The organism is Leucobacter sp. WKLB1 (genome assembly GCF_059696215.1).
This window is the reverse complement of sequence record NZ_AP046115.1, coordinates 368,902-395,349: the sequence shown is the minus strand read 5'-3', so window position 1 is coordinate 395,349 and position 26,448 is coordinate 368,902. Positions and strand designations below refer to the sequence as shown.

28 protein-coding genes and 1 tRNA gene are annotated in these 26,448 nt (G+C 68.6%); 18 read left to right on the top strand and 11 right to left on the bottom strand.

Annotated features, from left to right (window positions below; all coding sequences use genetic code 11):
• Positions 1-21 precede the first annotated feature (21 nt).
• A complete protein-coding gene (locus ACZF5Y_RS01910; protein ID WP_497534146.1) occupies positions 22-672 on the bottom strand; it encodes a LysE family translocator in 651 nt (216 codons plus the stop codon).
• Positions 673-832: 160 nt separating this feature from the next.
• Here ACZF5Y_RS01910 and ACZF5Y_RS01905 point away from each other — a divergent pair, with 160 nt between their 5' ends.
• Complete coding sequence (locus tag ACZF5Y_RS01905; RefSeq protein ID WP_497534145.1) at positions 833-1,087, top strand: hypothetical protein; 255 nt, start codon at positions 833-835, stop codon at positions 1,085-1,087.
• A gap of 17 nt (positions 1,088-1,104) precedes the next feature.
• On the opposite strand, the gene ACZF5Y_RS01900 is transcribed toward ACZF5Y_RS01905, so the two are convergent.
• From ACZF5Y_RS01900 to ACZF5Y_RS01890, 3 genes are all read right to left on the bottom strand, one after another.
• Positions 1,105-1,548, bottom strand: coding sequence for a DoxX family protein (locus ACZF5Y_RS01900; RefSeq protein WP_497534144.1), 444 nt, complete (start codon positions 1,546-1,548; stop codon positions 1,105-1,107).
• A 145-nt stretch (positions 1,549-1,693) separates the two neighbouring features.
• A complete protein-coding gene (alr, locus tag ACZF5Y_RS01895; RefSeq protein WP_497534143.1) occupies positions 1,694-2,830 on the bottom strand; it encodes an alanine racemase in 1,137 nt (378 codons plus the stop codon).
• Positions 2,831-2,925: 95 nt separating this feature from the next.
• Entirely contained in the window at positions 2,926-3,612 is a 687-nt protein-coding gene (locus tag ACZF5Y_RS01890; RefSeq protein ID WP_497534142.1) for a metal ABC transporter ATP-binding protein, read from the bottom strand.
• A 55-nt stretch (positions 3,613-3,667) separates the two neighbouring features.
• On the opposite strand from ACZF5Y_RS01890, the gene aztB reads away from it, so the two are divergent.
• From aztB to aztD, 4 genes are read left to right on the top strand one after another with little or no spacing between them, the layout of a single operon-like run.
• Positions 3,668-4,570 (top strand): zinc ABC transporter permease AztB, encoded by a 903-nt coding sequence (gene aztB, locus ACZF5Y_RS01885; protein ID WP_497534141.1) that lies wholly within the window; start codon positions 3,668-3,670, stop codon positions 4,568-4,570.
• A gap of 8 nt (positions 4,571-4,578) precedes the next feature.
• Positions 4,579-5,859 carry an ABC transporter gene (locus tag ACZF5Y_RS01880; RefSeq protein WP_497534140.1) on the top strand — a complete coding sequence of 427 codons (1,281 nt, stop codon included), beginning with the start codon at positions 4,579-4,581 and terminating at the stop codon, positions 5,857-5,859.
• Complete coding sequence (gene aztC / locus ACZF5Y_RS01875) at positions 5,856-6,797, top strand: zinc ABC transporter substrate-binding protein AztC (RefSeq protein WP_497534139.1); 942 nt, start codon at positions 5,856-5,858, stop codon at positions 6,795-6,797. Before ACZF5Y_RS01880 ends, aztC begins: the two co-directional genes overlap by 4 nt.
• Before the next feature lie 41 nt (positions 6,798-6,838).
• Entirely contained in the window at positions 6,839-8,065 is a 1,227-nt protein-coding gene (aztD, locus tag ACZF5Y_RS01870) for a zinc metallochaperone AztD (RefSeq protein ID WP_497534138.1), read from the top strand.
• 231 nt (positions 8,066-8,296) lie between these two features.
• On the opposite strand, the gene ACZF5Y_RS01865 is transcribed toward aztD, so the two are convergent.
• The gene (locus ACZF5Y_RS01865) at positions 8,297-8,899 is read right to left on the bottom strand and encodes a MarR family winged helix-turn-helix transcriptional regulator (protein WP_497534137.1); all 603 of its coding nucleotides are present in this window, start codon (positions 8,897-8,899) and stop codon (positions 8,297-8,299) included.
• A gap of 72 nt (positions 8,900-8,971) precedes the next feature.
• Here ACZF5Y_RS01865 and ACZF5Y_RS01860 point away from each other — a divergent pair, with 72 nt between their 5' ends.
• The 8 genes from ACZF5Y_RS01860 to ACZF5Y_RS01825 all read left to right on the top strand — a co-directional run bounded on the left by ACZF5Y_RS01860 (position 8,972) and on the right by ACZF5Y_RS01825 (position 16,201).
• Positions 8,972-10,153 (top strand): polyprenyl synthetase family protein, encoded by a 1,182-nt coding sequence (locus ACZF5Y_RS01860; RefSeq protein ID WP_497534136.1) that lies wholly within the window; start codon positions 8,972-8,974, stop codon positions 10,151-10,153.
• On the top strand, positions 10,150-11,130 hold the full coding sequence (locus ACZF5Y_RS01855) for a phytoene/squalene synthase family protein (RefSeq protein ID WP_497534135.1): 981 nt from the start codon (positions 10,150-10,152) through the stop codon (positions 11,128-11,130). Before ACZF5Y_RS01860 ends, ACZF5Y_RS01855 begins: the two co-directional genes overlap by 4 nt.
• Positions 11,127-12,857 (top strand): phytoene desaturase family protein, encoded by a 1,731-nt coding sequence (gene crtI / locus ACZF5Y_RS01850; protein ID WP_497534134.1) that lies wholly within the window; start codon positions 11,127-11,129, stop codon positions 12,855-12,857. Before ACZF5Y_RS01855 ends, crtI begins: the two co-directional genes overlap by 4 nt.
• A gap of 2 nt (positions 12,858-12,859) precedes the next feature.
• Entirely contained in the window at positions 12,860-13,210 is a 351-nt protein-coding gene (locus tag ACZF5Y_RS01845) for a lycopene cyclase domain-containing protein (RefSeq protein WP_497534133.1), read from the top strand.
• Positions 13,207-13,536 (top strand): lycopene cyclase domain-containing protein, encoded by a 330-nt coding sequence (locus tag ACZF5Y_RS01840; RefSeq protein ID WP_497534132.1) that lies wholly within the window; start codon positions 13,207-13,209, stop codon positions 13,534-13,536. The genes ACZF5Y_RS01845 and ACZF5Y_RS01840 overlap by 4 nt, the downstream gene beginning before the upstream one ends.
• On the top strand, positions 13,523-14,422 hold the full coding sequence (locus ACZF5Y_RS01835; protein ID WP_497534131.1) for a prenyltransferase: 900 nt from the start codon (positions 13,523-13,525) through the stop codon (positions 14,420-14,422). The genes ACZF5Y_RS01840 and ACZF5Y_RS01835 overlap by 14 nt, the downstream gene beginning before the upstream one ends.
• Positions 14,423-14,652: 230 nt before the next feature.
• Entirely contained in the window at positions 14,653-15,870 is a 1,218-nt protein-coding gene (locus ACZF5Y_RS01830) for a glutamate--cysteine ligase (RefSeq protein WP_497534130.1), read from the top strand.
• 7 nt (positions 15,871-15,877) lie between these two features.
• Positions 15,878-16,201, top strand: coding sequence for a hypothetical protein (locus tag ACZF5Y_RS01825; protein WP_497534129.1), 324 nt, complete (start codon positions 15,878-15,880; stop codon positions 16,199-16,201).
• Here ACZF5Y_RS01825 and ACZF5Y_RS01820 read toward each other — a convergent pair.
• Positions 16,166-16,855 (bottom strand): GntR family transcriptional regulator, encoded by a 690-nt coding sequence (locus tag ACZF5Y_RS01820; protein WP_497534128.1) that lies wholly within the window; start codon positions 16,853-16,855, stop codon positions 16,166-16,168. The two genes, ACZF5Y_RS01825 and ACZF5Y_RS01820, sit on opposite strands and share 36 nt — an antisense overlap.
• Positions 16,856-16,920: 65 nt before the next feature.
• Here ACZF5Y_RS01820 and ACZF5Y_RS01815 point away from each other — a divergent pair, with 65 nt between their 5' ends.
• Together ACZF5Y_RS01815 and ACZF5Y_RS01810 are read left to right on the top strand one after the other, a co-directional pair.
• Positions 16,921-18,177 carry an MFS transporter gene (locus ACZF5Y_RS01815; RefSeq protein WP_497534127.1) on the top strand — a complete coding sequence of 419 codons (1,257 nt, stop codon included), beginning with the start codon at positions 16,921-16,923 and terminating at the stop codon, positions 18,175-18,177.
• A 77-nt stretch (positions 18,178-18,254) separates the two neighbouring features.
• Complete coding sequence (locus ACZF5Y_RS01810) at positions 18,255-18,458, top strand: hypothetical protein (RefSeq protein ID WP_497534126.1); 204 nt, start codon at positions 18,255-18,257, stop codon at positions 18,456-18,458.
• 22 nt (positions 18,459-18,480) lie between these two features.
• On the opposite strand, the gene ACZF5Y_RS01805 is transcribed toward ACZF5Y_RS01810, so the two are convergent.
• The 3 genes from ACZF5Y_RS01805 to ACZF5Y_RS01795 form a co-directional block, all read right to left on the bottom strand.
• A complete protein-coding gene (locus ACZF5Y_RS01805) occupies positions 18,481-18,990 on the bottom strand; it encodes a DUF6328 family protein (protein WP_497534125.1) in 510 nt (169 codons plus the stop codon).
• 66 nt (positions 18,991-19,056) lie between these two features.
• Positions 19,057-19,728 (bottom strand): response regulator transcription factor, encoded by a 672-nt coding sequence (locus ACZF5Y_RS01800; protein WP_497534124.1) that lies wholly within the window; start codon positions 19,726-19,728, stop codon positions 19,057-19,059.
• Entirely contained in the window at positions 19,725-22,124 is a 2,400-nt protein-coding gene (locus ACZF5Y_RS01795) for an ATP-binding protein (RefSeq protein ID WP_497534123.1), read from the bottom strand. The genes ACZF5Y_RS01800 and ACZF5Y_RS01795 overlap by 4 nt, the downstream gene beginning before the upstream one ends.
• A 231-nt stretch (positions 22,125-22,355) precedes the next feature.
• On the opposite strand from ACZF5Y_RS01795, the gene ACZF5Y_RS01790 reads away from it, so the two are divergent.
• Genes ACZF5Y_RS01790 through ACZF5Y_RS01780 form a run of 3 tightly spaced genes read left to right on the top strand, consistent with a single transcriptional unit; the run spans position 22,356 to position 24,570 of the window.
• Positions 22,356-22,688: a nuclear transport factor 2-like protein gene (locus ACZF5Y_RS01790; RefSeq protein WP_497534122.1), complete on the top strand. Its 333-nt coding sequence runs from the start codon at positions 22,356-22,358 to the stop codon at positions 22,686-22,688.
• On the top strand, positions 22,685-23,860 hold the full coding sequence (locus ACZF5Y_RS01785; RefSeq protein ID WP_497534121.1) for a low temperature requirement protein A: 1,176 nt from the start codon (positions 22,685-22,687) through the stop codon (positions 23,858-23,860). Before ACZF5Y_RS01790 ends, ACZF5Y_RS01785 begins: the two co-directional genes overlap by 4 nt.
• The gene (locus tag ACZF5Y_RS01780) at positions 23,857-24,570 is read left to right on the top strand and encodes a response regulator (RefSeq protein ID WP_497534120.1); all 714 of its coding nucleotides are present in this window, start codon (positions 23,857-23,859) and stop codon (positions 24,568-24,570) included. Before ACZF5Y_RS01785 ends, ACZF5Y_RS01780 begins: the two co-directional genes overlap by 4 nt.
• 286 nt (positions 24,571-24,856) lie before the next feature.
• On the opposite strand, the gene ACZF5Y_RS01775 is transcribed toward ACZF5Y_RS01780, so the two are convergent.
• Together ACZF5Y_RS01775 and ACZF5Y_RS01770 are read right to left on the bottom strand one after the other, a co-directional pair.
• Positions 24,857-24,947 (bottom strand) — tRNA-Ser (locus tag ACZF5Y_RS01775).
• A gap of 97 nt (positions 24,948-25,044) precedes the next feature.
• On the bottom strand, positions 25,045-26,445 hold the full coding sequence (locus ACZF5Y_RS01770; RefSeq protein WP_497534119.1) for an LCP family protein: 1,401 nt from the start codon (positions 26,443-26,445) through the stop codon (positions 25,045-25,047).
• Positions 26,446-26,448 lie beyond the last annotated feature (3 nt).

Here is a 26,448-nt window from a genome sequence, read left to right as displayed (position 1 = left end):
GTCTAGCACGGCGGGTGACGGCTACGCCAGGAATTTGCTCCGGGTGTCGATTACGAGCTTGATGCCGAAGAGCACCAAAAACGACCCGGCCACGCGATCGACGACGCGAATCGCACGCGCGTTCGCGAGCCACCGCTTGGCCACGCTGGCCGCGCAGATGATGAGTGCGAACCACGCGAGACTGATCCCCACGTGCACCCCGGCGAGCAGCAGTCCGCCCTCGAGCGGGGCCACGCCCGCCGGAATGAACTGCGGCAGCGTCGCGATATAGAAGACGCCGACTTTCGGGTTGAGCAGGTTCGTCGTGACTCCCGCGGCGAAGGATCGCCAGGGCGACACTGCGGTCGGCGTCTCCGCGGTCACACCGGCGAGCGATCCACCCCGAAAACTGTGCACGATCAGCGAGATGCCGAGGTACAGCAGGTACGCCGTACCGGCCGCCGCGACGATGAGGTAGGCGGTGCGCGATGCGGCGAGCAGCGCTGTAGCACCCAACGCTGCCGCCGCACCCCAGATGAGCGCTCCGAGCCCGATGCCGAACGCGGCGCTCACCGCGTGACGCACGCCCCGAGTCAGTGAGGCCCGCAGCACCAGGGTCGTGTCGATGCCGGGAATCACCGTGAGCACCGCGGCGACCGCGGCGAATCCGATCATTGCCTGTGTCAGCGTCATGCGCCCTCCCGAGATCTCGCGTCACCGTGCAGCGCCGCGCAAAGCGCGACCACACCAGTATTGTGCAGTCCGGGCCGCGGTTGCTGCCGATAAGGAAACGAAACCGCCGCCGCATACACCGTTGGCAGCAGCAGCACTTCACAGCCGAAAGGACGACGCGATGATCACTCAAGACGACCGACCCGCCACTCCCTCGGAGGCCCTGCAGATCTCACTCACGCACGCATCCCGAGCCTCCGATTGCAATCTCAACTGGATCCGCGAACGCCAATCGCCAGGCACCCGTTCAGCACTCGACCATGCGCTGGCCGAATTCGCTGCGGGTGATCTGCAACTCGCGCAGGAGTACGTGCGTCTGGCGTGCGAGCTCAGCCGTCAGGCCTCGCAGCAAGCGAACGAGCCGGCCCCCGGCTGAGCTCGCGGACGTGCCGGCTACGCCACCCAGGCCGGGATGCGCCCGCGCAGCAGCGCCCCGTCGAGCGAGATGCGCCCGGCGCCCGAGAACGCGAGGCCCAGCGCCGCCGCTCCGAGCAGGGCGACGAATTCGTACCCGCCCTCTCCGACCCAGAACCCGGCCTGCGCGTGCACGAGTGCGATCGCGACGACCATATCGATGGCGAGCAGGATCGCGACGAGCCGGGTGAACAGACCCGCGATGAGCAGGATGCCGCCACCGAACTCGAGGAACGCGACGAGGGGTGCCGTGATCTCGGGAAGCGGCGCCCCCATGCTGCCGAACGATTCGACGGTGCCCGCCAGGGTGTATTCGAAGAGCTTCTGCGCACCGTGCGCGGTGAAAATCACGCCGAGAGCGATGCGGATGACCAGGATGCCCCACGAGGTGGCGGTGGCATTCGAGGCGGACTGTCGGGACATGAGTGAAGCTCACTTTCTGTGCGTCGGCAGGTGACCTCTCCACGCTAGGAGCGGCGAGCTGCGCGACGCTGTGACTTCGGAACTCTGCGACACCCCTCGGCGGGCTTCTGGCATCTCGCGCGAGACGGTCGTCTCGCGCGCCGCGTCAGGAGCTCTCGGAGCGCACGTACCCGCGCGGCACGCGCGAACCGATGCTCGTGAGCACCTCCCACGAGATCGTGCCGGCCGCATCGGCCCACTCGCGGGCGTTCGGCCGCCACCCCAGTGACGGCCCGAAGAGGAGCACCTCGTCGCCCTCGGAGACCCCGCGAGGGTGCTCGCCCAGGTCGATGACGAACTGATCCATGCAGACCCGACCGACGCTCGGGTAGCGCGAGTCTCCGATCACGACGTCGAACTTGCCCGACATGATGCGCGGCACCCCATCGGCGTAGCCGAGGGGCACGAGCCCGAGCGTCGTATCGCGCGGCGCCACCCAAGTGTGACCGTAGGAGACGCCGTCGCCCGCACGCACTTGCTTGATGAGCGTCAGCGGGGCCTTCAGGGTCATCGCCGGCGTGAGGCGCTCGGAGGGCTCGTCGAACGGCGAGTACCCGTACATGGCGAGCCCGGGGCGCAGCACGTCGAGGTGCAGGTCGGGTCGCGCGAGCGCGGTGCCCGAGTTGCCGAGGTGCATCTGCTGCACGGCGATCCCGTGCTGGGTGAATCGCGCACGCGCGTCGAGCAGCCGCTCGAGCTGCGCGCTGTTCAGCGGGTGGTCGGGAACATCGGCGTGCGACAGGTGGCTGAAGAGTCCGTGCACGCGCACCGCTCCCTCGGCGACGAGCGCACCGAGATCGCGAAGGAGCTCGGGCAGTTCAGCGTCGGTGACCCCGTTGCGGCTGAGCCCGGTATCAACCTTGACGTCGATGTCGGCGGGCCGCCCGGCCTCGCGCGCCGCAGCGGCGACGGCCGCGAGCTGGCGCGCTGAATTCACGCCGAGCCGCACGTTCGCCGTGATTGCATCGGCGTACCCGCTGGTCGAGAGCCAGCTCAGCACCGGGGCAGTGATACCGGCCGCCCGGAGCGCCAGCGCCTCGGGAATCGTGGCGACGCCGAGCGAGTTCGCCCCGGCGGCGAGCGCGGCGCGGCCGACTTCGATGGCGCCGTGACCGTAGCCGTCGGCCTTGACGACCGCCATGAGTTCGGCCGTCGGCGCGGCCTCGGTGAGCACGCGGATGTTCGCGGCGATGGCGTCGAGATCGACTTCGGCTACGGGTTCGGTGATCATCGGAGCAGCCACACCTCTTCTCTCGGCAACGCCGCACCGGCATCGCACGATGTCAGGGGCTTCGGAGCTTCGGCCGCCGTCTGCGGTGCCGAGCATTGAGCTCCAGTCTAGGCCGCACTGCCATGGCACTCCTGAAGCACGGCGCTGACGAGGCGCCCCGCATCCAATCGCAGCACGGTGTCGGCCGCCGCAATCGCTTCGGAATCGTGCGTGACGCACACCACCGCAGCGCCGCGAGCCGCCTCTTCGGCGAGCACCGCCTGCGTGCGCTCGCGGCTTTCGGCGTCGAGACCCGAAGCGGGTTCGTCGAGGCAGAAGATGTCGGAGCGCCGTGCGAGGCCCTGGGCAAGCAGTGCACGTTGCCGCTGGCCGCCAGACAGCGTCGCGAACGGCCGATCGGCCAGGTCGTCGAGCGCGACGCGAGCGAGCGCGGACTCGATGCGCGCCGCGCGATCCGGTGCCGCGTGATCCTGTCCCCCGCGGCGCCGGGTGCCGCTCGGGTGCCGTGCCCACGTGCCCATCGCCACGACCTCGCTCACGGTGACGGGCAGCGCTTCGGGCGCCAGAATTCGCTGCACGACGAGCGCGATGGATCCGCGGCGTTCGATGCGGCCCCCGTTGAGCGCGCGCACGCCGGCGATCGCCTCGAGCAGCGTCGACTTGCCCGCCCCGTTCGGGCCGACGATTGCGGTGACTGCCCCGCGATCGAGGGCGAGCGAGATGCCGGTGAGAATCGGCCGACCGTCGATCGCCACGTGCACGTCGGTCGCGATCACGGAGAGGGAAGCACTCATGAGTTCAGCGTACCCGATTTTGATAATGATTATCGTTTCCGAATAGGATGACCGAGTGCTTCCGTTCTTCGAATCCACTCTTGCCGCGTTCTCGGCCGACTTCGTGCTGCGTGCGCTCATCGGCGGATCGCTCGTCGCCGTCATCTGCGGCGTCGTGGGCACGTGGGTCGTCATTCGCGGCATGGCGTTTCTCGGCGAGGCACTCGGTCACGGCATGCTGCCGGGAGTCGCCCTCGCCACCGTCATCGGAGCGCCCGCGATCGCCGGTGCGGCGCTGAGCGCCATCGCAATGAGCGCACTGATCGGGTGGCTGCAGCGCCGCGGCAAGCTCTCGTACGACACGACGATCGGCCTGCTCTTCGTCGCCATGCTGTCGCTCGGCGTCATCATCGTCTCGCACTCGCGCAGCTTCGCCACCGACGCGACCGCGATGCTCTTCGGCGACATTCTCGCGATTCGCGGCGGGGATCTCTGGTTGCTCGCCGCCGCCGCACTCGTCACCGTTGTCGTCGCCATCGCTATGCACCGCCGCTTCGTCGCCGCAACATTCGACCCGCGCATCGCTCAGACCCTCGGTCTGCGCCCCGCCCTCGCACACACGGTGCTCGTCGGGCTCGTCACCCTCGCCGTGGTCGCGTCGTATCAAGCGGTCGGGTCTTTACTCGTCGTCGGCCTGCTGCTCGCTCCCGCCGTAGCCGCCGGGCTGTGGACACGTCGCATCGCCCCGCGCATGTGCCTGGCCGTCGCCTTCGGGGTGCTTGCCGTCACCACGGGTCTGCTCGCGTCGTGGCATTTCGCGACCGCAGCCGGAGCTTCCATCGCGGGTGCGTCGATCCTGCTCGCGGCAGTGTCAGCGATCGTCGCACGACTGCTGCGCCCGCTCACCTCGCGTGCCGCACCCGCCGCACCCGCCGCACCCGCAGCAGTCGCTGCACCGCCCCACTCCGCACCCGCATGAAAGGCACGATGAACCCCCTCCGCTCACGCACCGCCGCAGTCACGGCAACCGCACTCGCGGCCCTGATGCTCGCCGGATGTTCGGCTCCCTCGGCCGCACCCGACGCCGCCGACGAGACCGCGTCCACCGACGCACCTACCGCCGGGCGCGGCGCGGTCGCGGGCGCGGCCGAAGCCCCCGAACCCCCATTGCACCTCGTCACCATCGACCGATCGGGTGAGGCGGCACTGCTCGACCTGCTCGACGGCACCGAAACGGCGTTGGATCGCGTGCGCGCTCCCCAGGCGGTCTCGACCGATGGCAGGTACGCGTTCGTCGCCGACGAGACTGGCGTCGACGTCATCGACAGCGGCGCCTGGACCTGGGATCACGTCGACCATTTCCACTACTACCGCGCCGAGCCGGCGATGCCCGGCTCCGTCGCAGGCCCGGGCATCGCGACGGTCGCGACCGGAATGCTCGCGACCGCGGGCGGCACCGGGCTCTTCTTCCCCGAATCGGGCGAGGCCGTGCTGCTCGACAACTCCGCACTCGCCTCGGGCGAGATCAGCGAGACACTGCGCCTCGACGTCGGGCCGCACCGGGGTCTCATTGCGCCGCTCGGAGACGGGGCACTGGTGAGTGCGCCAGCACCGGCGACGAGTGACGGGGCCGCGGGCCACCACGCAGCGGCCAATGCGCCTGCCGCGTCACTGCGCGCCGTCGACGCATCGGGCGACGAGATCGACGACATCGACTGCCCTGCCGCGTCGGGCACCGTGACGACCCGCATCGCGCTCGTCGTCGGGTGCGCTGATGGCGCGGTACTCGCTACGGCGAGCGCCAACGGGTCGATCGCCCTCGACAAGGTCGCCTACCCTGAAGGTGCCGCCGCACCGGCAACCGAGTTCTCAGCGCGCAAGGGCCGCCCCACGGTCGCAGGCCTCGGCACCGATGCCGGCGTCTGGCTGCTCGATACCCGGGCGCGCGCGTGGTCGTGGGTCGCCACACCTGAACGCCCCGTGGCGGCGAGCGCCGTCGACGACGAGGCCGAGCACCTCATCACGCTGACCCCGGCGGGTGCGGTCACCGTGCTCGATGCGTCGGGTACGAACCTCGGCACGACCGAGCCGCTGATCGCCGACGCGGGCGCCGACACCAGCACGCTGACGGTCGATGCCCAGCGCGCATACGTCAACGACCCCGAGACCGGCGAGGTCTTCGAGATCGACTACGCCGATGATGCACGGGTGGCGCGTACGCTCACCACCGCCGTCGACGCCGCATTCTTCGCGGAGACCGGCCGATGAGCGCCGCACTGCACATCAAGATCACGGCGCTCGCCGTCGTAGCGATCGCTGCGAGCGTGGCGCTCAGCGGTTGCGCACCAGCCACGGATGGCGGCGCCGCAGATGACCGCCCGCACATCGTCGTGACGACGAACATCCTCGGCGACATCGTCGGCGAGGTGCTCGGCGACCAGGCCGAAGTCACGACGCTGATGCAGCCGAACGCCGACCCTCACTCCTTCGAGATCTCGGCGCAAGAGGCCGCGATGCTCGGCGACGCCGACCTCGTTGTCTCGAGCGGACTCGGGCTCGAGGAGGGCCTGCAGCAGCACCTCGATCGCGCAGCCGATGCCGGCGCAGAGCTCTTCGTCGCCGGAGACGTTATCACCGCACTGCCGTACGCCTCCGGCGACGCGGCAGGCACCCCCGACCCGCACTTCTGGACCGATCCGAACACGGTCATCGATGTCGTCGACGCGATCGAGAATCGCGCAGCCGATCTCCCCCGCATCGATCGCGCGACGCTCAGCGATTCGGCTGACGCCTATCGCGCATCGCTGACCGCGCTCGACGCTGAGATGACCGAGGCGTTCGCGGCGATCCCGAAGCCGCAGCGCGCACTCGTGACGAACCACCACGTCTTCGGATACCTCGCCGATCGCTACGACTTCCGCATCGTCGGCGCCGTCATACCGGGCGGCACGACGCTCGCGGCGCCCAGCGCCGCCGACCTGCAGCAGCTCAGCGACGCCATCACCGAAGCAGGGGTCTCCACGATCTTCGCCGAGTCGTCGCAGCCCGATCGTCTCGTGCAGGTGCTCGCGAGCGAAGCCGATCTCGATGTGGCGGTCGAAGAACTCTTCACCGAGTCGCTCACCCAACCGGGCGGCGGCGCCGAGACCTACCTCGAGATGATGCACGCCAACACCGAACGCATCGCCACCGGGCTCTCATCCTGACCTCATCAGAAACACCTCACCACAGAAAGCAGGACACCACCATGACCCGACGACACCTCCGATTCGGAGCGCCCGCAGCGCTGCTCGGCCTCGCGCTGCTCGCGACCGGCTGCTCGGCGACCACCGCGGGTGACGCCGCAGCCGACGACACGTCAGCGAGCGCCTCGAGCGAAAGCGGCGCATCGCACGACGACGATCGCCGCGTCGCCGTCTCGTACGACGGCGGCATCGCCGTGCTCGACGCCGACACCCTCGACGTCGTCGACGAGTTCGACAGCGAAGAGTTCACGCGCCTGAACGCCGCCGGTGACGGTCGGCACATCTTCGTCACCACCTCTCAGGGGTTCCAGTTGCTCGACACCGCAGCCCCCGCGCTGACCGACCTTGTGGTCGAGGCCTCGGCCGCAGGCCACGTCGTGCGCCACGGCGGCAAGACCGTGCTGTTCGACGACGGAGCCGGCGAGACGACGATCTTCGACACGCACGACCTGGCGCACGCCGACGGCGCGCTGCCCGAGACGGTCACCTACACTGCTGAGCACGCGCACCACGGGGTCTCGATCGAACTCGAGGACGGCACGCTGCTGACCACCGTCGGCGACGAGACCGCGCGTACCGGCGCGGTCGCACTCGAGCCCCACGACGACCACTGGCACGAGATCACCTCGAGCGATCAGTGCCCGGGTATCCACGGCGAGGGCACCGCGGCCGACGAGGCCGTCATCTTCGGCTGCGAAGATGGCGCGCTGCTCTTCTCGGACGGCACGTTCACGAAGCTGGACGCCCCCGACGAGTTCGGCCGCATGGGCAACGCCTTCGTCTCGGAGACGAGCCCGATCGTGGTCGGCGACTACAAGACGGACCCCGACGCCGAAGGCTACCTGCTCAGCGCCGTGACCCTGATCAACACCGAGACTCAGGAGTTCAAGGTCGTCGATCTGCCCGAGAACGTGCGCTACACCTTCCGCGACGTCACCCGCGGCGCCGACGATCTCGCCTACATTCTGTCGACCGACGGTTCGATCCACGTGCTCGACCCCGAGACCGGCAAGCTCGTGAACGAGTTCCCCGTGATCGACGCGTGGGAGGGCCCGGCTGAGTGGCAGGACGCGCACCCCGCCATCATCGGCAACGGAGACACCGCCTACGTGACCGATCCGGCGGCGAACGCCGTGCACGCGGTCGATCTGCGCAGCGGCAAGATCACGGCGACCGCCGAACTCGAACACACGCCGAACGAGTTCGCCGTGGCGCTCGGCGAGCACTGATCTGACGGTCGGCGCGCATGCCGCGCCCGCCGTGCCGACCGACCCCACCCGCCCAGCTCTGAATCGGTGTCACTTTCTGCGCGTTCTGCGATCGATTTCGCGCAGAAAGTGACACCGATTCGGTGCGTGCGGCGGTCAGGGCAGGCGGCGGTCAGGTCAGGTCAGGGCAGGTCAGGCGGGGCGGGCATGGCCGCAGCAGGTGGGACGCAGCCCGGCGACGCGTCGGCCGCTTCAGTCGCGCTCGGCTGCGGCGGCCTCGGCCCAGGCGACGCCGCTGATGTCGATCTCAGACGTCATATCGCGCAGAAAGCGCTCGACGACGGCGCGCTCCTCCGAGGTGAGCCGCGCGGCCGCGTTGAACCGGTTGGCCTGCTGCTGCCCCACGGTGCGCTTCGCCGCCTCGTGCGTATCGGGGGTGATGCGAATGACGAGGGCACGCCGGTCTTCGGGGTGCCGCTCGCGCGAGATGTGCCCGCCGCGCTCCAGGCGATCCAGCAGCTTCGTCGTAGACGCGCTCGAAATGCCGAGGTGCGCCGCGATCGCACCCGGCGTGGGCAGCACGTCGGTGTTGCCCGCAACGATGAGGAAGTGGAGGGCGCGCATGTCGACGCTGCTCAACTTCATGTATTTGAGGGAGGCCTGCGAGAGGCGTTCTTCGGCATCGCGCAACTGGCGCAGCGCATCCATGAGGTGCGCGATCTCCTCGAAGTCTCGGGGCTCGAGCCCTGCAGTGTCGACCATTTCGGCCCGCGGGTCGGTGTGGTCGACTCGGTAGAGCGCGGCCGAGCTTCCGTCGGTGCCGCGCTCCGTTGCAACCCGCTTGTCTTCCGTCACAGGAGAATATTATCCTGAAGTTGATCACTCGCTAAGTGAGTAATCAAGATTTCTACACGAGCGGGGGACGACGTGGCCGATCAGCGAGAGGTGCGCGCAGTGCTCACCGCCCCGGATCCGCCGACCGACCTCGAGCGCGTGCACGGCCGCATCGACGACTTCTTCGCCACGCGCGTGCGCGAAGCCGAGGCCTATCACCCCGCCTACGCGCAACTCTGGAAGGTCTGCGGCGAGCGCACCTGCGGCGGCAAACGCATTCGGCCCCGGCTGCTGCTGGACTTCGCCGCAGCACTCGGCGCGCACCCCGATTACGGTCGGGCTGATTCGGCAACCGCGATCGACCTCGCCGCGGCGGTCGAGCTGCTGCACACCTCGTTTCTGCTGCACGACGACGTGTTCGACGGCGACCTCACCCGCCGCGGCATCCCGAATCTGATCGGCGTGCTCGCGACTGAGGCGATCGCCCATGCACCTGCGGGGGCTCCCGACACGCGTGCAGACGCGACCTCAGCCGGCACCGGCACCGATTCCGCCCCCACGTCTTCGGCGCAGCGCCTGCACTGGGCGCGCAGCTGCGGCATTCTGATGGGCGACCTGCTGCTCGCCGAGGTGCACCAGATCTTCGCGCGAGTCGAGATCGACGTGACGGCGCGCACCGCACTGCTCGATCTGCTCGCGCACGCCATCACCGAATCTGTGGTGGGCGAGCAGATCGACATCGGCCTCGAAGACGGCACGGTCGTGGCCGACACCGCGACAGTGCTCGAGATGTGCCGCCTGAAGACGGCGACCTATACGTTCGAGCTGCCGCTGCGGGCAGCGGCGACGCTGGTCGGCGCGACGGACCCCGCACTGCACGCCGCACTCGCGGCGGCCGGGGCGCACCTGGGGCTCGCGTTCCAGCTGCAAGACGATCTGCTTTCGACGTTCGGCGACCCCGATGAGCACGGCAAAGACGCTTTCTCAGATCTGCGCGAGGGCAAAGAGACCGCCGTAATTTCGGCCGCGCGCCTCACCCCGACCTGGCCCGAGATCGAACCGACGTTCGGCACCGGAGACCTCGACTTCGCCGAGGGAGTGCGATTGCAGAGCCTGCTGCGCGACTGCGGCGCCGAGCAGTTCGTGCAGCGACTCATCGACGACCAGACACGTGCCCTGCACGAGACGCTCGCCGATCACGCGAACGGTCTGCCCGACGCCGCTCGACGCTGCCTGCTGGCCCTCGCCGACCGACTCGAAGGCCGCCGCGCATGAAGCCGCAGAGTCCCCTCGATCGCTACTCGCGCTCGGCGATGCGCGCGTCGGCGGTCGTGATCCGCAGCTATTCGACCTCGTTCGGCGCGGCGACGCGCCTGCTGGGTGCCCGGCACCGCGCACACGTGCGCAACATCTACGCCCTCGTGCGCGTCGCCGATGAACTCGTCGACGGCGTCACTGATGGCGCCGGTCTCAGTCCGAGCGCACAGCGCGACGCGCTCGACCGGCTGGAGGCCGAGGTCGGCCGCGCCATCGAGACCGGCTACTCGAGCGACCTCATCGTGCACGCCTTCGCGCAGACTGCCCGGGAAGCGCGCATCGACGCGACGCTCACCGCCCCGTTCTTCGCGTCGATGCGCGCCGACTTGCCGCGACCGGCCGACCCAACGGCGGCAGACGCAACGCCGACCGGCCCGGCGGCAGCAAGTCCGACAACCGCCGGCACAGCACCCGCGAACGACGCGGATGCACCGCACCGCGTGCGCGGCTTCAGCGCCGAGCAGCACGGCACCTACGTGTACGGCTCCGCGGAGGTCGTTGGCCTCATGTGTCTTCGAGTCTTCACCCGCGAGCAGCGACTCGACGCCCTGCAACAGCATCAGCTCGAACGCGGAGCGCGCAGCCTCGGTGCCGCGTTCCAGAACGTCAACTTCTTGCGCGACCTCGCCGACGACACCGAGCGACTCGGACGCAACTATCTGGGCTCGGGCGAACGACTCACCGACGCCGATCGCGTCGACTGGCTGCGCCGTATCGACGCCGAGCTCGCCGATGCACGCGCAGTGCTGCCGCTGCTGCCGAAAGATGCGCGCACGGCGGTGCGATGCGCGCTCGATCTCTTCGCGTGCCTGAGTCGCCGGATCGCCCGCACGTCGATCGACGAACTCTATGCGCGGCGGGTCCGCGTTCCCGACTGGCAGAAGTCAGAGATCATCGCGCGTGCGATCGCGCGCACGGCGGTGGAGGCCCGATGAGCGACGCACCTCGGCAGGCGACGGGCGCCGGCAGTACCCGCGCCCGCGGAGATGCCACCGCCCCCACCCGCACCGTGGTGATCGGTGCGGGCATCGCCGGCCTCGCGACCGCAGCGCTGCTCGCCCGCGAGGGCCATGCGGTGACCATGCTCGAGCGCGGATCGCGCGTCGGCGGTCGCGCGGGCTCGTTCGACCGCGACGGCTTCCGGTTCGACACGGGCCCGTCGTGGTACCTCATGCCCGACGTCTTCGACCATTTCTTCGCGATGCTCGGCACGAGCACCGCCGAACAGCTCGACCTGCGACTGCTCGACCCGGGCTACCGCGTCTTCAGCGAGCCAGCGGCACCGACCGCCACGCCAGCACCGGCGGCAGCACCGGCGCCGCAACTTCCGCCCGTGACCATCCCCGCCGGGCGGGCAGCCGCCCGCGCGGCGTTCGAGCGACTCGAGCCGGGCAGCGGCCCCGCGTTCGACGCCTACCTCGACTCGGCGATCGAAACGACGGCGATGGCCGAGCGCTACTTCCTGTACAACCCGTTCACGCGCTGGCGCACGCTCGGCGCCCCGCCCGTGCTGCGCGCGCTGCCCCGTCTTGCGCGGCTGCTCGGCACGTCGCTGCGATCCTTCGCTGCGCAGCGCTTCACCCACCCCGTGCTGCGCCAGATTCTCGGGTACCCCGCGGTGTTCCTCGGCACGAACCCGAAAGACGCGCCGGCGATGTACCACCTCATGAGCGCACTCGACCTCGATGAGGGCGTGCGCTATCCGATGGGCGGTTTCGCGCACCTCGTCGAGCGCCTCGCCGTGCTCGCCCGCGAGGCGGGGGTGGAGATCGTGCTGGGCGCCGACGTCACCGAGATCGAGGTGGCGCGCGGCGGGTCCGCCCACCCGTACTCCGCGACCGCGGTGCACTGGCGCGACGGCGACGGCGATGCGCACCGCCTCCCCGCCGACGTCGTCATCTCGGGCGCCGACCTGCACCACACGGAGACGCGGCTGCTGCCCGAGGCGGCGCGCAGCTACCCCGAACGGTGGTGGCGGCGACAGGTGAGCGGCCCGGGCGCCGTGCTGGTGCTGCTCGGCGTGCGGGGCGACCTGCCCGAGCTGCCGCACCACTCGCTGTTCTTCACGCGCGACTGGGATCGCAATTTCGACGACATCTTCGGATCGGCCCCACGCATTCCCGACCCGGCCTCGATCTACGTGTGCAAGCCGAGCGCGACCGACCCGGATGTCGCACCCGAGGGCCATGAGAACCTCTTCGTGCTCGTGCCGGTCCCCGCCGAACCCGGGATCGGCTCGGGCGGCACCGACGGCGCCGGCGACGACGCCGTCGAACGCACGGCCGATGCCGCCGTCGCGCAGATCGCCGAGTGGGCGGGCGTGCCCGACCTGCGCGAGCGCATCGTCGTGCGGCAGACGATCGGGCCGCGCGACTTCGTCGACGACTATCACTCGTGGCGCGGGGGCATGCTCGGGCCGGCGCACGTGCTGCGGCAGAGCGCGATGTTCCGCGCGCAGAATCGGTCGAAGAGAGTCGGCAACCTCTTCTACGCGGGCGCGACGACCGCTCCGGGGGTCGGCATTCCGATGTGCCTGATCAGTGCCGAGCTCGTGATCAAGCATGTGCGGGGCGACCATTCGGCGGGGCCGCTGCCCGAGCCCAGCCGACGGTCGGCGGCGGGCGCGGCTCGCAACGACGCCGCGGTCGAGAAGCAGGCCTGACCATGGCGTTCCTCTACCTCGGCTCCCTCGTCGCCACGATCGGGTGCATGCTGCTGCTCGACTGGCGCTTTCGCCTGTTCTTCTGGCGCGATTGGCGCGCAGCCTCGGTGGTGCTCGTGCTGGGCGTCGGGTTTCTGCTCGCGTGGGATCTCTGGGGCATCGCCAGCGGCGTCTTCCGCCTCGGTGAGAGCCGCGGCATGACCGGCGTGCTCATCGCGCACGAACTGCCGATCGAAGAGCCCGTGTTCCTGGCGTTCCTCGTGCTGTGCACCATGGTGGCGTTCACCGGGGCGTTGCGCCTGCTGAATGCTCGCCGAGATCGACGAAATCACCATGCGCGGGTCCGCTCATGACGTACGCCCTCATCAGCATCCCGTTCATGCTGCTCGCCCTCGCGGTCGCCCTCGCGTTGACCCCGTGGCGCGATCGGCCGGCCGCACGGCGTCTCTGGGCCGGTATCGGGTTGGCGGCCGCGGCGCTCGCGATCCTGACCGCTGTCTTCGACTCGCTCATGATCGCATCCGATCTCTTCACCTACGGCGACGGGCACACGCTCGGCCCCACCATCGGGCTCGTTCCCGTGGAAGACTTCTGCTACCCGATTGCCACCGCGCTGCTTGCTCCGGCCGTCTGGTTCCGCCTCACCGCACGCAAGGAGCGCCGCGATGCCGACGACTAAGACTTCCGGCTGGAACGCACAGCTGCTGCACCAGGCGTTCGTCGCCTCGCGCCCGGTGAGCTGGATCAACACGGCCTACCCGTTCGCCGCCGCAATGCTGCTCACGACGCGCGAGATCGACTGGGTGCTTATCGTGGGGGCGTTCTACTACCTCATTCCCTACAACCTCGCGATGTACGGCATCAACGACGTCTTCGACTACGCCTCAGATATCAACAACCCGCGCAAGGGGGGCATCGAAGGCGCCCTCCTCGCACCGCGGTATCACCGGCCGATGCTGTGGCTCGCGCTGCTCACGAACGTCCCGTTTCTGCTCGTGCTCGTCGTCGCGGGCGGCCCCGTCGCCTGGCTGCCCCTCGCCGTCAGCACCTTCGCGGTGATCGCATACTCGGCACCGGTGCTGCGGTTCAAGGAGCGCCCGTTCCTCGACTCGGCCACCTCGAGCACGCACTTCGTGAGCCCGGCGGTGGTGGGCCTCAGCGTCGCCGGGGCGCAGTTCACCCCGCAGCTGTGGCTGGTGCTCATCGCGTTCTTCTGCTGGGGCATGGCGGCGCACGCATTTGGTGCGGTGCAAGACGTGGTGCCGGATCGCGACGCCCGCATCGGCTCCATCGCGACGGTGCTGGGCGCCGCCGCCACCGTGCGCCTCGCCCTGGGGCTGTGGGCGCTCGCCGGCGCGCTCATGCTGTTCACCCCGTTCCCCGGGCCGCTCGCCGCGATCGTCGCACTGCCGTACCTCGCGAACTGCGCACCGTATGCGCGAGTCACCGACGCCGACTCGGGTCGCACGAATCGCGCCTGGCGCCGGTTCATCTGGCTGAACTACGCATCGGGTGCCGTGGTCACGATGATCCTGATCCTCTGGTGGGTGCAGACCGCCGGCTGATACATATGGCGCGGCGACGGGTTCGTCAAGGGCATTATCGTGATCGGCACGCCCCCGTAGTCTGATTTTGCGGCCAGCTCATGCGTGAGGTGGTCTGGTCGAGGGGGAACGGGGAATAGGGAGCGCGGTGCTTCACGCACTGCGCTGGTTCGCCGCGCTCCCGCAGTCGGCGTCGATTGCGGAAGTTGCGCCATGCTGCGCGCTTGCCGCTGCAGTGAGAAAGGAGCGGCATGGATCACGCGTTACCTCATCACAGCGGAGCAGTCGCCCCGGTGATCATGCGCGGAGAGACCCCTCGAACGCTGGGCGTCGAAGAAGAGCTGCTGCTCGTCGACCCCCGAACGGGTCGCACCTCGCCGGCCATCGAACTCGTGCTCGAAGCTGCTGCGTCGGCCGATGTCTGCGCACTCGTACCCGAAGCCTACGGCCTCACCAGTCTCGAGCGCGAGGCGAAGCGCGAGCAGATCGAGGCCATCTCAGTGCCGCACACCACGCTCGATGCACTCGAACGGAGCGTGTTTCTCGGGCGAGCCTTCGCCGACGCTGCGGCGCAGCATATCGGACTTCGCGCCGTCGCCATGGGCACGAGTGCCACGGTCGTGCAGACGCAGCTCACCGCATCGAAGCGTTACTCGGCGATCGCGGAACGATTCCAATCGACGATGCGCGAGCAGCTCACTTGCGGCCTCCACGTGCACGTTGGCGTCGCAGACGATGACGAGGGCGTCGCAGTGCTCGATCGCCTCCGACCCTGGCTGCCGCTCGTGCTCGCGCTGAGCACGAACTCGCCTATGTGGGGCGGGGAAGACAGTGGCTATTCCAGCCAGCGCTACCAGGTGTGGAGCCGTTGGCCCACTTCTGGGCCGACCGATATCTTCGGGAGCCCAGCCAACTATCACCGTACCGTCGACGCGCTGCTCGCGACCGACGTTCCCCTCGATGACGGCATGGTGTACTTCGACGCGCGACTGAGCCCGAGATATCCGACCGTCGAGGTACGCGTCGCCGATGTCTGTCTGGAGACGACGCATTCCGTGGCGATTGCAGGCATCGTGCGCGCTCTCGTGTCGACGGCAGCTCAGGAGTGGCGGTCCGGGTTCTCCCCCGACCCGATGCCCACCGCCGTGCTGCGTCTCGCCATGTGGTCGGCAAGTCGGTACGGCGTCTCCGGCGCGCTCCTCAATCCGATTCTCGGCCAGCCCTGCGCGCCACGCGTCGCGATCGATGCCCTCCTCGCACATATCACCCCAGCGCTTGCGGCGACCAGGGACCTCCCTCGGGTCTCCACGATGGTCGACGAAGTGTTCCAGTCTGGCTCGGGGGCCGAACATCAGCGCCGCACCATGCGTGAGCGACGCAGCGCTCGAGCGGTCGTCATCGACGCCGTTGAGCGCACACACCGCCCCATCACCCCGACATCCCCAATCCTCGATGCACTGCCGATCTGAGCCCGCTATGTCATTGAATGCTTCCGAGCCCGTGCCGCTCGCCATCGCCCCAACTGCTGCGTCGGCGCCGCTCGCCCCCGCACCGCCCGTGGGCGCGAGCGACGCCGTCTCCGCGGACGCGCCTACAGGAATTTCGGTTCACGTTTCGCAGGAAATGCCACCGCCGCGGTCGCTGAAACTTGCCGGCCTCGCCGCGTTCTTCGGGCTGCAGCAGCGACGCCGCACCGAGAAACAGGCGATCGCGCCGCACGACGACCCCTACGCCGCCTATCTGCGTTGGAGCGACGGCAGCCTCTCAGCTCTCGACGATCGCGAATCCCCGGCCGCGTAGGCGCGCACGCTCTTCGGCGAGAAAACTCACCAGGCGCTCCCGCGTGCCGGCCGTATGCTCGGCGATCAGTCGTGCCGCATCGTCGGCATCGCGTGACGACACCGCCGCGAAGATCGCCCGATGGTCGTCTCGCACATGCGCTCGCGACTCCGGGGTGCGCACGACCAACCAGCGGGGGCGTGCCAGACGGGTCAGCGTCGCCGCGACCGCATCGAGCAGGAACGGGTTGCCGGTGAGCTCCGCAAGTGCGAGATGGAACGCACTGCCACTCTCGAGCCATGAGGCCGGGTCATCGGCGTGCTGCTCGGTGATGAGCGTCGGCTCGAGTGAGGCGATCTCGGCGTCGGAGGCGCGCTCGATCACGTGCCGCACCACCCCGATCTCGACCGTCTCGCGATACTCCATCACGGCGCGCACCTCGGTGAGATCGATCGGCGCGACCACCCAACCTCGGCCTTCTCGTCGCGTCAGCCCCTCGGGCTCGAGCCGCATGAGGGCTGCTCGAATCGGCGTGCGCGAGGCCTGCAGGGCTTGCTCGAGCCCGCGCTCCGAGAGCCGCTCGCCCGGCATGAGGTCGAACTCGAGGATCGACCTGCGCAGTTCCGCATAGGCTCCGCTGCCCGCAGCGCTCGTGTCTTCGACGGCGTCAGTCATGGATTCATCTTGCCATACCGAAGTGGTATACCATTGCGGTGTTCCAGTGAACGGAGAGTGATTTGATGAGCGTGACGACACCGGCGGCTTCACCCGGCACGGCTGCGGCCACCGCACACGGCGATCGCGTCCCTGCGAAATCGTGGGCGATGCTCGCCCTCGCCCTCTTCGCGCAGGCCGCTGCGACCATGCTCATTACGGCCCCCGTGTATCTGATTCCGATGCTGCACCTCGAACAGGGCATTCCTCTCGCCGTGGCCGGCACCCTCGCCGCCGCGCCGACCGCCGGTATGGTGCTCACCGCAGTGCTCTGGGGTGCCGCGGCCGACCGCTTCGGTGAGCGCTGGGTCATCGCGGGCGGGCTCGCTCTCACCGCGCTCGCCGCGTTCCTCGCCGCGAATGACACCGGGCTCCTCCCCCTCGCGCTCGCGCTGGTGTTCGGCGGCGCGGCCGGCGCCAGCACGAACGCCGCGAGCGGGCGCGTGGTCGTCGGCTGGTTTCCGCGGCACCGGCGCGGTCTGGCGATGGGCATACGCCAGATGTCGCAGCCGCTCGGCACCGCCGCTGCCGCGTTCGTGGTGCCTCCCTTCGTCGGCGTTGCGGGCGTCTCGGGAGTCTTCGTGCTTATCGGGGCACTGCTCACCGTGATGGCGGTTGCCTGCGCGATAGGAGTGCGCAATCCGCCTCGACCGACCGCTGCACCTCACGCGCCCGGCGATCCGGCACCCGCGACCGCCAACCCATATCGCGCCAGTGCGTTTCTCGTGCGCATCCACGCCGTCTCGGTGCTGCTCGTGCTGCCGCAGTTCGCCCTCGCGACATTCGGCATGGTCTGGCTCATCAGCGGCCTCGGATGGAACCCGACCGCCGCAGGGCTGCTCATGGGTGCCGCGCAATTCGTCGGCGCGGTGGGACGCATCGTGGTCGGTGCGATCAGCGACCGCGTCGGCGATCGCGTGCGCGTGCTGCGCTGGGTCGCGGCCACCGGAGTCGCCGTGATGGCCGCGCTCGCGCTCATCGGCGCGGTGCACGATTTTCCCGGCGGCTTCGTGATCGGCGGCATCGTGCTCATCGTCGCCACCGTGATCAGCGTCGCCGACAACGGTCTCGCCTACACGTCGGTCGCCGAAGCCGCGGGTAGCGGCTGGGCCGGCCGAGCGCTCGGCATCCAGAACACCGGGCAGTTCATCGCATCGTCGGCGGTGGGGCCCGGTCTCGGCGCCGCGATCACTCTCCTCGGCTATCCACTGGTGTTCGCCCTCGTGGCGATCGCGCCGCTCATCGCCTACCCGTTGATTCCGAAGCAGGATCGCCACGCCTAACAGCCGTCGCGTATCGGGGCAAGCCCGCTGCCCCCAGCTCACCGAGCACGTACCGTGGACGGTGAAGGAGGAACCTCATGCACACCCCAGCGGATCATCCCGAAACACCGCACGCGGACGGGAATGACGAGGACGACGCGCCGACCGAGCTCGATCGCGACGAGGGAGCCGACGCATTCGAAACTCCTGCAGAGGCCGATACGGCGGCGCGCGAAACGCACGCCCACTCCGATGCTCCCCGCGACGATCTGCCGCACATCAACGTCGACACCCCCGACTGAGCGCCCCTCGCGGTCCGCTCGTCTACGCGGCGTCGCCGGGCCCACGGCGATCCTGAGCGCCCTCATGACGCAGCACGAATCGGGGCAGCACCGCCCACAGGGCGATCACGACGACCACACCGAGCCCAAGCGCGATCATGCCCGCGACGCGGCCCACCGCGAAATCGAACACCAGCGCCGTGACTCCCGCCGCGAGCAGCGCGAGCACCACGAGGTCTGCGATGAGCAGACGCCCACCCAAGCGCACGATGTCGGGTTTGCGGCCGCGCCCGAAGAACGTGCGGTGCAGACTCACCGGGGCCAGCCCCAGCACTGCAGCCACCCCGGCAAGCGCGACGAGCACGAGGTACCACGACAGTTGCACGGGGTCGAGATCGTGGAAGCGCGGTTGAAAGGCGACCGCGAGCAAAAAACCCCCGAGAATCTGCGTGCCGGTCTGGGCGACGCGCAGCTCTTGCAAGATCTCGTTCCAGTTGCGGTCGGCTCGCTGATTCGCCGTTTCGATGCGGCCATCGCCGTCCACGTCTTCCATGCCGAGAATCTACCCCCGTCAGTACCTCAAGCGCGCGGCCTTGACGCCGGCCTGGTCCCCTCTGCGTCAGAACGCGGGATCGACATAGCCTTCGCTCCAAGCGATGCGCCCCAGATCGAGCTTCGACCGCACCGGTACACCGGCGTCGGAGTACTTCCGCTTCACCCGGTCGAGGTATTGCTTCGCGGTCTCACGGCCGATGTTCATCGCCGCGGCAACCTGATCGACGGTGAGCCCTGAAGCGTAGAGCACCAGTGCGCGCTCCTCTTGGATGCTCAGTTTCGGCCGCTCGGGGTCGCCGGCGATGATGCCGGCGAGTTCCGTCGTCATCCACTCCTCGCCGCGCAAAACCGCGTGGATCGCCGCGAGAATATCGCTCTCGGAATCCCGCTTGCCCACAATGCCCGAAACGCCGGCGCGCACGATACCGCGCACCAACGGAGGCGAAGCCAGTGCCGACAGCACGACGATCTTCAGCCCGGCCGCGAGCAATCGTTCGACGAGCGCCACATCGACGCTCGGCTGCCGGTCGACGAGCAGATCGAGAATGAGCAGGTGCGGGCGCTGTTCGCGCGGGGCCTCGCGCACCCAAGCCATGAACTCGGGCGCCGATGCCGCACTGAACACGATCTCGAACCCGGGCTCGGCACCGATCAGCTCTTCCGTACGCACGCGCTGCAGCACATGGTCTTCGACCAACGCGACACGACAGACGTTCTGCGGGGCTTGCGTGTTCATCGTGCACCTCGGTACTCGGCTCGACGCTCGTCGGCAATGCGCGACGCGACGAGGCGTTGGTCGCCAGTGTATGTCAGTTCGAGCAGGTCGACAGACCCGAGGCGTTCGAAGCGCGCATCCGCGGCGTCTGGAGCGACATCGCCGAGGTGGGTGCCGAGCAGCGTCATTCGCAAACCGGAGTGCACCGGAAACAGCGTAGCCACCAGCCGACCGTCGTGCGGCGTCACCGCGATGCTCCGCTCCAGCGCCGTCACGATGCGATGGGCGGTCGACTCGTCGGGGGCATCGACCTCGCCGATGCGGAAATCGACATCGATGCGCCGTCGCCGCGCCCGGGAGAGGCTCGCCATCAGGCCGCTGCCGAGATGCACGAGGTCGGGGCTGATCTGCAGCAGTTGCCGCAGATACCGCTCTTCGTCCGCACAGAGTCGTCGGGTCGCCTCCGCATGCGGGTCGCGCCCGGCGGCGAGTTGCTCGAGCAGCACGACCGCTTCATCGAGACCCGCGGCGAGCCACCGACGGTAGCTCGATTGCGCGGCGATTTCGAGTTCGCGCTGCAATCGCGCGGCAAACACGCGCCTCCGGGCGATCGCCGCCTGTTCTCCGCGCGCCACGACCAACGACTGAAACGCGCTCCACACGACCGAGAACCCGAGCCACACGATTCCGGCGACCGCGGTGATCTTCGACGCAACCGGGTCGACGGGCAGCACCGCCAGGGCGACCACGACAACGAGTATCGCCGCCGCGGCACCGGCAGCGATCGTCGTTCGACGGCTCGGGCCGGTCGCCAGACACAGCACCACCGGCGCGGTCGCGGCGAGCGCTTGCCAGTGCACGGGGTCAACGGTGCCAAATCCAGTTGCGCCCGCAGCGAGCACGAACACCACCCCGGATGCGACGAGCAGCGCCGCGCGCGCGACCCGCCCGCCACGCAACCCTCGCTGCCGCATCACCCACCAGCACGTCAGCATGAGGGCGATCATCGGAGTCAAGAGGTACCCCTCGTTGGTGCCACCACCGACGGTGAGCACGACGCTTACACCGGTCGTTCCCAGCGCCCAGTACGAGGCGGCGCGTCGTGTGAGCTCGGCCACCGGAGTGATGTCGATGCCGGTGTCGTCGGCGTGCACCGCGGCGGTCAGCCCCGCAGCCGCGCTGCCGGCGGCCACAATCGGCACGGTCAGACGCACACGCGTGCCCCGCCCCGGCTGGCTCTCGATCGCCGCCGAGAACCCCGCTTCACGAGCGCGGGCCTCGATCGATCCGGCGATCCCGCGCACCCTGGTGTCGGCTGCCGAAGCGTTCAGCCCGAGCGCCGGCCGTGAAAACCCGACGCCGTCATCGAGCACCTCGACGATGAGCGCCGCATCACCACCACTCGGAGCCTGCAGCCTGGTCTCGACCACGACGTGATCGGCACGCGAGTGCTTGGCCGCATTGGTGAGCGCCTCGCGCACGCACCCGACGATCGCTCCGCAGATGCCGGATCCGATCTCGGCTTCGAGTACCAGCAACCCCGCGTCATCGATACCGCGACGCTCGATCGGCAGCCCCGGCAGTGCAAACAAGTCGGTCAATCCGAGCGTCTCGGGCACCGCCTCAGACCCGCGCAACACCTCCAGCAGCCGAATGTCTCGTGCGCACTGTTCACGGACGCGCTCGGCGTCGGCGAGGCCGGCCGTGCCGTTGGCGATCGCCCCGAGAGTATTGATCGCCGTGTCGTGCAGCACCCGCGCTTCTTCCGCGATCGCCGCACTCGCTCGTCGGGTCACTTCGGTCGCCGCTTCTGCTCGCTCCGCGGCATCCGTCGCAGCGTCGACCTCGCGCGACAGTGTGATCAATGCCGGCAAGCCAAGCCGCATCGCCATGACGATCGAGAACTGGGTCACCACGATCGACACCGGCAGCTGCAGGCCCCAGTCAGGCAAACAGACCGTCATGGCTACCGACACCGCTGCCGACGCGCCGAGTACGACCCCGAAGACCGCGCGACTCATCAGGGTCAGCGCGGCGATGCAACTCGCGAAGTTGATCTGCCAGCACGCCGCGAACGCGAGGGTGGAATCGATGCGACCGCTCACGAGGTAGCCCCAGAGAGCCAGCCCCATCATGGCGAGCGGCACGATCGACGCGTGCAGGGTGTTCCGCAGCGACCACCAGGAAACCGCGGCGAGTACGAGCTGCGCACACGCGAGCGCGATGCCGTCGGCCCCCAGCGTGGTCACGGTGGCTGCGGCCATCACCACCTGCCACACGCCCGCGGTCGTGATCACGACCTGCCGGATGGAGCCTACGAGCGATTCCGTGGCCCAGCGCGCGTTCGACGCATCGCTCTCATCGTCGCGATTCGGGCGCAGGTCGGTCACCAGCAGCGAGCGCAGGCGAGTGAGCATGTTCGATCTCTGGAGGTCAGGGATGGGCCTCGGTGGTTCATCCTGACGGGAGACTATCGCAGACCCCCGACAGTGGCAGCGCCGCCTCGCATTCGCTCGATCACGTGTGACCCCCGCAGCGGGGTCACCTGCGATCTCGGCATCACCGGGGCGCTGGTTCCTGCGAGGTGCGAACTTATGATGAGGATCCCGGCCCACTGAGCAGCCGGCTCGAAGCAGAAGGAGCCCGCCATGAGCGACACCCAGATTCCTGCGGCGGTGCAACGCGTCGTCGATGCGATCAATACCGCTGATGTCGAGGCATTCGTCGCAGCGTTCACGGCTGACGGATTCGTCGACGACTGGGGTCGCGTGCTGCGCGGCCCCGAGGGAGTGCGCCAGTGGGCGCACTCGGACGCCATCGGCGCCGGGGCCCGGATGACCGTGCTGGAGGCCGACACCGAGGGCGATGTCACCGAGATCCGATTCTCCTGGGTCAGCCGGGTCTTCACCGGAGAATCGACGGCGTTCGTCACGCTCGTCGGCAACCGGGTCGCATCGTTCCAGATCCCGCCGCACGCATGACGTCGGCACTGCTCGGCCGCTTCGGCCTGGTACGCATGTCGGGCCGCGACCCGCACGAGCACCACCGAGTCGCGAGTCCGCTCGAACTGTTCTTCGACCTCGTCTTCGTCATCGCTATCTCCCAGGCCTCGCAGAATCTCCATCACGGCATCGTCGAGGGGCACGCGGCAAGCACCACGCTCTCATACGCCATGATCTTCTTCGCGATCTGGTGGGCGTGGATGAACTTCACCTGGTTCGCCTCGGCCTTCGACACCGACGACTGGCTCTACCGCATCACGACGATTGTGCAGATGGGCGGCGTGCTCGTGCTCGCCGCAGGCGTGCACGACGCCATGGCCGAGGGCGACTGGGCGACGGTCACCTGGGGCTATGTGATCATGCGGCTCGCCATGGTCGCCCAATGGGTGCGTCTCGCAGTGTCGGATCCGCAGCTCCGGTCGGTCGCGGCGCGCTATGCGATCGGCATCGTCGTCGTGCAGGCGCTCTGGCTCGTGCGCATCGCGTTCCCGCCAGACGTGCAGTTCTGGACCTTCTGGCCCGCAATGCTGCTCGAGATACTGGTGCCCGTGTGGGCGGAACGCTCACGCAATACGCCGTGGCACCCGCACCATATCGCCGAGCGCTACAGCCTGTTCGTATTGATTCTGCTCGGCGAGAGCCTGCTCGCCTCGGCGAACGCAATCATCGACGCGATCAACGAGGGCGAGCACATCGAGGGCATCATCGGTCTTGCCGCCGCAGGGCTCGTGCTCGCCGCGGGGGTCTGGTGGATGTACTTCTCGCACGAGTACGGCGACCGCCTCGACTCCGCGCGCACCGGCTTCGGCTTCGGGTACGCGCACTACCTGCTCTTCGCGGCCGTCGGCGCGATCTCGGCCGGCATCGAGGTCGAGCTCGACCTGCTGTCGCATGCGTCCGAGCACCTGCACGCTTCGACGGCATCGCTCGCGCTCGCAGTGCCCGTGGCGGTCTTCATGATCGTCGTCTGGCTGATCCTGCTGCGCACCCGACTCTCGGCGCTCGCATCGACCGTGTTCGTCATCATGGCACTCGCCGTGCTTGCCTGCGCACTCCTGCCGGTCGTGACCGTCGTCGGTTCGGCGATCTGCGTCGTCGTCGCAGTCATTGCGCTCGAGACGCACCGGGCGCGCGCCCAGCGGTCCGGGTGATCACGCAGTCGGCGGCCCACGCTGACGAGACAGGCGCAACGGTCCGCACTTCCCTGCCCCGCGTTGCGGTCATCGAAGACCATCGACTGCAGCGCATCGGACTGGTGCACCTGCTGGCCGGCTCCGGTCGCCACCGCACCATATGCAGCGTCGAGACCGCGGCTGAATTCGCCGCATGGCTCGACGTGTGCCCGGTCGAGCACCGCCCGCACCTCGCGATCCTCGATCTCCGCGTCGAACGCGGCTCCGACGTGGAGATCGAGTTCGTGCGCGGCCTGCTCGCGTCGCGCATCCGAGTGCTCGTGTGCTCCGCGTTCTCGAACCCGCAGCAGGTGCAGCGCGTGCTCGCGATCGACGCCGTCAACGCAGTCAGCAAGCACGATACTCCCGCGACGGTGCTGTCGGCGATCGACGCCACGCTGCGCGGAGATCACTGGCGCACCGAGGCGCTCGCTCACGCCCCCTTTCTGCACCCCGACCGGCCCAAACTCAGTCAGCAAGAGGTGCGCGCGCTCGAGCTCTATGCGTCGGGCCTGTCGCTCGCGGCCACGGCAGCGTCCATGGGCATCGGGCGGGAGACCGCGAAGCAGTACGTCGACCGGGTGCGCGCGAAGTATGCCGCATCCGGGATACCGGTGCACTCGCAGTTCGACCTCGCCCGCATGGCCTGGAACGAGGGGTATCTCGAGCACGGGTTGCCGCGCATCTAACGGCGGGACACACCGCCGGTGGCGGCGTGCCCTCCGAGCCGCGCCTGCCCTGCGCCTGCCCTGCGCCTGCCCTGCGCCCGCGCCGAGCCGATCCGCGCCTGCTCTGCGCCTGCGCCCGCGCCGAGCGCACCGGTGATGCGCGAATGCACCAACAAATTACACATGCGCTCGCGAGAAACCGGTGCGCTCGGCGCCGCGGCTGAAGCCGGCGCCCCGGCCTCGCCACCCCGCACACCTGCACAGCAAAAAGCCCCCACCGAAGCAGGGGCTTTTTGTGTTGTTCGACTGGCGGAGACGGGGGGATTTGAACCCCCGGTCGAGTTAACCCCGACCCTTCATTAGCAGTGAAGTCCGTTCGGCCGCTCCGGCACGTCTCCATACGCGAACAACGTCACCCATTCTAACCGGAGGATGCGGCCCGGTGGAAATCGGGGTGGATCACTGCGCGCGGCGGCAATACACACCGATTCCCGATCAGTAGACCGTGCGGCCGGCTGAACAGATCGACTTGTCGGCGGTGACACCCGTGACATTGTCTGAGAGCGCGGTGCCGGTACCGTCTGTGGTTCCGCTCGCGCCGGTGCCGTCGGCGGTACCGCTCGAGTCATCGACGGCGCCAGTTGCCCCCGCACTCGAATCGTCGACGGGGGCGGCGCCGTCGGCTGCCGCGCTCGAGTCGTCGACAGGCAGGCCCGTATTGGGGTCGATCGGCAGACCCGTGGTCGGATCAATCGTCGTGCCGTCGGCCGCGGTACCCGTGCCGTCGGCGGCAGCCGCAGCGTCCGCAGCGGTTTCGCCCTCGACTTCGACCCCCTCGCCCAAGCTGTCGACCGAGAATGGCTGACCAGCCTTGATGAGTTCGAACAGCGCGTCACCGCTCGCGTAGTCGGGAGTCAAGCGCCCCTCTTGGTAGGGGTGGTCGAACGACGGGTACTGCACGAAGTTGATGTGCGACAGGTCGATGTCCTTCACCGTGTTGGCAACCTGCTGCATGAACTGCACACTCGCCATTCCCTTCGAGAGGGTCATATTCTCGACCGCTGCCTTCGCCAGGCCATAGACCTTCACCGGGTCTGAGAGTGTGTCTGCGCTCTTCAGCTTCTGCACGAGCGCCGACATGAAGACCTGCTGATTGCTGATGCGACTGGTGTCTCCACCGTTGCCGACGCCGTGGCGCGTGCGGAGGAACTGCAGCGCCTCCACACCGACCAGCGTATTCTCGCCCGCGGCCAGATCGAGGTCGGTGTACTCGTCTTGGATCGGCTGGGCCAGGCACACGTCGACGCCGCCGATCGCGTTCGATACCCCGACGACCCCATCGAAGGTGATGAGGGCGGCGTTCGGCACATCCATACCGGTGAGTTCGCTGATGGTCGAGGCGACGCAGGGCAGCCCTTCCGAGAGCGTAGAGTTCAGCTGCTGCTCGCTCATGGCGGAGTACTCTTCACCGTTGGGCCCGGTGCACGCCGGAATCGCGAGCATCAGGTCACGTGGGAAACTCACGACGGTCGCGTTCTGGTGATCCGCCGACACGTGCAGCAGCATCGTGACGTCGTTCAGTTCGCCTTCTTCGCCGTCTTCGATCGCCGACTGCCCGGCGCGCGAATCCGAGCCGACGAGCAGTACGGTGAGCTCTCCATCGAGCGCCTGATCGCCGACACCCACTCCGTCGGCCTCGTTGCCGAGATCAACGGTGTCGATGTTCTGTACGAGGCCCCACACCGCGTAGGCCGCGGTGGCGACACCGCTGAGACCCACAACGATTGCAGCGGTGACGAGCACGCGAAGCGCGTTGCCCCATGCGCTCGAACGACGCAGCTTGCCGTGTCGCACGAACGACTGGCGTTCGAGCGTTGCAGCAGGTTTCTTCATCATTCA

Coding starts and splice junctions, on each gene's coding strand:
- ACZF5Y_RS01910 (WP_497534146.1), bottom strand. CDS start 672: ATGACGCTGACACAGGCAATGATCGGATTCGCCGCGGTCGCCGCGGTG.
- ACZF5Y_RS01905 (WP_497534145.1), top strand. CDS start 833: ATGATCACTCAAGACGACCGACCCGCCACTCCCTCGGAGGCCCTGCAG.
- ACZF5Y_RS01900 (WP_497534144.1), bottom strand. CDS start 1,548: ATGTCCCGACAGTCCGCCTCGAATGCCACCGCCACCTCGTGGGGCATC.
- ACZF5Y_RS01890 (WP_497534142.1), bottom strand. CDS start 3,612: ATGAGTGCTTCCCTCTCCGTGATCGCGACCGACGTGCACGTGGCGATC.
- ACZF5Y_RS01880 (WP_497534140.1), top strand. CDS start 4,579: ATGAACCCCCTCCGCTCACGCACCGCCGCAGTCACGGCAACCGCACTC.
- aztC (WP_497534139.1), top strand. CDS start 5,856: ATGAGCGCCGCACTGCACATCAAGATCACGGCGCTCGCCGTCGTAGCG.
- aztD (WP_497534138.1), top strand. CDS start 6,839: ATGACCCGACGACACCTCCGATTCGGAGCGCCCGCAGCGCTGCTCGGC.
- ACZF5Y_RS01855 (WP_497534135.1), top strand. CDS start 10,150: ATGAAGCCGCAGAGTCCCCTCGATCGCTACTCGCGCTCGGCGATGCGC.
- crtI (WP_497534134.1), top strand. CDS start 11,127: ATGAGCGACGCACCTCGGCAGGCGACGGGCGCCGGCAGTACCCGCGCC.
- ACZF5Y_RS01845 (WP_497534133.1), top strand. CDS start 12,860: ATGGCGTTCCTCTACCTCGGCTCCCTCGTCGCCACGATCGGGTGCATG.
- ACZF5Y_RS01840 (WP_497534132.1), top strand. CDS start 13,207: ATGACGTACGCCCTCATCAGCATCCCGTTCATGCTGCTCGCCCTCGCG.
- ACZF5Y_RS01835 (WP_497534131.1), top strand. CDS start 13,523: ATGCCGACGACTAAGACTTCCGGCTGGAACGCACAGCTGCTGCACCAG.
- ACZF5Y_RS01830 (WP_497534130.1), top strand. CDS start 14,653: ATGGATCACGCGTTACCTCATCACAGCGGAGCAGTCGCCCCGGTGATC.
- ACZF5Y_RS01825 (WP_497534129.1), top strand. CDS start 15,878: ATGTCATTGAATGCTTCCGAGCCCGTGCCGCTCGCCATCGCCCCAACT.
- ACZF5Y_RS01820 (WP_497534128.1), bottom strand. CDS start 16,855: ATGACTGACGCCGTCGAAGACACGAGCGCTGCGGGCAGCGGAGCCTAT.
- ACZF5Y_RS01815 (WP_497534127.1), top strand. CDS start 16,921: ATGAGCGTGACGACACCGGCGGCTTCACCCGGCACGGCTGCGGCCACC.
- ACZF5Y_RS01810 (WP_497534126.1), top strand. CDS start 18,255: ATGCACACCCCAGCGGATCATCCCGAAACACCGCACGCGGACGGGAAT.
- ACZF5Y_RS01805 (WP_497534125.1), bottom strand. CDS start 18,990: ATGGAAGACGTGGACGGCGATGGCCGCATCGAAACGGCGAATCAGCGA.
- ACZF5Y_RS01800 (WP_497534124.1), bottom strand. CDS start 19,728: ATGAACACGCAAGCCCCGCAGAACGTCTGTCGTGTCGCGTTGGTCGAA.
- ACZF5Y_RS01795 (WP_497534123.1), bottom strand. CDS start 22,124: ATGCTCACTCGCCTGCGCTCGCTGCTGGTGACCGACCTGCGCCCGAAT.
- ACZF5Y_RS01790 (WP_497534122.1), top strand. CDS start 22,356: ATGAGCGACACCCAGATTCCTGCGGCGGTGCAACGCGTCGTCGATGCG.
- ACZF5Y_RS01785 (WP_497534121.1), top strand. CDS start 22,685: ATGACGTCGGCACTGCTCGGCCGCTTCGGCCTGGTACGCATGTCGGGC.
- ACZF5Y_RS01770 (WP_497534119.1), bottom strand. CDS start 26,445: ATGATGAAGAAACCTGCTGCAACGCTCGAACGCCAGTCGTTCGTGCGA.